Source organism: Sphingomonas sanguinis (assembly GCF_001476905.1).
GTDB lineage: Bacteria > Pseudomonadota > Alphaproteobacteria > Sphingomonadales > Sphingomonadaceae > Sphingomonas > Sphingomonas sanguinis_B.
In genome coordinates this window covers 1-2,500 of sequence record NZ_LDTE01000102.1, presented here as the reverse complement: position 1 = coordinate 2,500, position 2,500 = coordinate 1, and the positions used below count along the sequence as shown (strand labels likewise).

At 55.0% G+C, this 2,500-nt stretch carries 1 tRNA gene and 2 rRNA genes (1 of these 3 cut by a window edge); all 3 read left to right on the top strand.

From position 1 onward, the window contains the following. Positions 1 to 2,129: ribosomal RNA gene (locus tag SB4_RS14845) — 23S ribosomal RNA — on the top strand (it extends 666 nt beyond the left edge of the window). 136 nt (positions 2,130 to 2,265) lie between these two features. Then, positions 2,266 to 2,380: ribosomal RNA gene (gene rrf / locus SB4_RS14840) — 5S ribosomal RNA — on the top strand. A 45-nt stretch (positions 2,381 to 2,425) separates the two neighbouring features. Then, positions 2,426 to 2,499, top strand: a tRNA-Met gene (locus SB4_RS14835). Position 2,500: the final 1 nt, after the last annotated feature.

Below are 2,500 nucleotides of genomic sequence, written 5' to 3'. Positions count from 1 at the left end.
GCGAGTCTGAATAGGGCGACTTAGTTTGAAGTATTAGACCCGAAACCCGGCGATCTATGCATGACCAGGATGAAGGTGCGGTAACACGCACTGGAGGTCCGAACCGATTAACGTTGAAAAGTTACCGGATGAGTTGTGCTTAGGGGTGAAAGGCCAATCAAGCCGGGAAATAGCTGGTTCTCCGCGAAAACTATTGAGGTAGTGCCTCGAGCGGACACCATAGGGGGTAGAGCACTGGATGGTTGCGGGGGTCGCGAGATCTACCAATACTAACCAAACTCCGAATACCTATGAGTGATACTCGGGAGACAGACGGCGGGTGCTAAGGTCCGTCGTCAAAAGGGAAACAGCCCTGACCTACAGCTAAGGTCCCCAAGTCGTGTCTAAGTGGGAAAGCATGTGGAAATCCCAAAACAACCAGGAGGTTGGCTTAGAAGCAGCCATCCTTTAAAGAAAGCGTAACAGCTCACTGGTCTAAACAAGGGTTTCTGCGGCGAAGATGTAACGGGGCTCAAGACACGCACCGAAGCTTAGGGTGTACACTTTGTGTACGCGGTAGCGGAGCGTTCCGTAAGCCTGCGAAGCGATCTGGTAATGGGTCGTGGAGGTATCGGAAGTGCGAATGCAGACATGAGTAGCGATAAAGAGGGTGAGATGCCCTCTCGCCGAAAGACCAAGGGTTCCTGCGCAAGGCTAATCCGCGCAGGGTGAGCCGGCCCCTAAGACGAGCCCGAAGGGGGTAGTCGATGGGAACCACGTTAATATTCGTGGGCCTGGTGGTGTGTGACGGATGGTGTGTGTTGTACGTCCTTATCGGATTGGACGTGCTTCGAAACTGTCCCGGGAAATAGCCCCACCGTATAGACCGTACCCGAAACCGACACAGGTGGTCAGGTAGAGTATACCAAGGCGCTTGAGAGAAGTGTCCTGAAGGAACTCGGCAAATTGCCTCCGTACCTTCGGAAGAAGGAGGCCCCATGTAAGCGCAAGCTCTCATGGGGGGCACAGGCCAGGGGGTAGCGACTGTTTAGCAAAAACACAGGGCTCTGCTAAGTCGGCTTCAAGACGACGTATAGGGCCTGACGCCTGCCCGGTGCCTGAAGGTTAAGTGGAGGAGTGCAAGCTCTGAAATGAAGCCCAGGTAAACGGCGGCCGTAACTATAACGGTCCTAAGGTAGCGAAATTCCTTGTCGGGTAAGTTCCGACCTGCACGAATGGCGTAACGACTTCCCCACTGTCTCCAGGACATGCTCAGCGAAATTGAATTCTCCGTGAAGATGCGGAGTACCCGCGGTTAGACGGAAAGACCCCGTGCACCTTTACTGCAGCTTCAGAGTGGCATTGGATAAGAACTGTGTAGCATAGGTGGGAGGCTTTGAAGCATTGGCGCCAGCCGGTGTGGAGCCATAGGTGAAATACCACCCTGTTGTTATCTAATGTCTAACCTCGTACCGTGAAACCGGTACAGGGACCCTCTGTGGCGGGTAGTTTGACTGGGGCGGTCGCCTCCTAAAGAGTAACGGAGGCGCGCGAAGGTTGGCTCAGGCCGGTTGGAAACCGGCTGTTAGAGTGCAATGGCATAAGCCAGCCTGACTGCGAGACTGACAAGTCGAGCAGAGACGAAAGTCGGTCATAGTGATCCGGTGGTCCCTCGTGGAAGGGCCATCGCTCAACGGATAAAAGGTACGCCGGGGATAACAGGCTGATAACCCCCAAGAGCTCATATCGACGGGGTTGTTTGGCACCTCGATGTCGGCTCATCACATCCTGGGGCTGGAGCAGGTCCCAAGGGTTTGGCTGTTCGCCAATTAAAGTGGTACGTGAGCTGGGTTCAGAACGTCGCGAGACAGTTTGGTCCCTATCTGCCGTGGGCGTCGAAATTTGAGAGGAGTTGACCCTAGTACGAGAGGACCGGGTTGAACGTACCTCTGGTGTACCTGTCGTCGTGCCAACGGCGCAGCAGGGTAGCTATGTACGGACGGGATAACCGCTGAAAGCATCTAAGCGGGAAGCCTCCCTCAAGATAAGATTTCTCAGGACGGTCGAAGACCACGACCTTGATAGATCGGATGTGGAAGTGCGGTAACGCATGGAGCTAACCGATACTAATTGTCCTATTCGCGCTTGAGAGCTCCACACCCCCACCATCAGCCCTGGGCTGATAGACTGAGGGTCTGGTCAGAAAATCCAGCCAGTGCACAGCATCGATTTTAACCCCATCACCCTCGACCAAACGTCGAGGGTCAGTATTCGCGGACTCTATTGCCTGGTGGCCATAGCGTCGGTGTCCCACCCGATCCCATCCCGAACTCGGCCGTGAAACCCGACTGCGCCAATGGTACTACTGCTCAAGCAGTGGAAGAGTAGGGCGTCGCCAGGCATTACAGCCCGCGAATACTAAACCCATTCACAATTTCCCCCTTATCGCGGGGTGGAGCAGCCCGGTAGCTCGTCAGGCTCATAACCTGAAGGCCGCAGGTTCAAATCCTGCCCCCGCAAC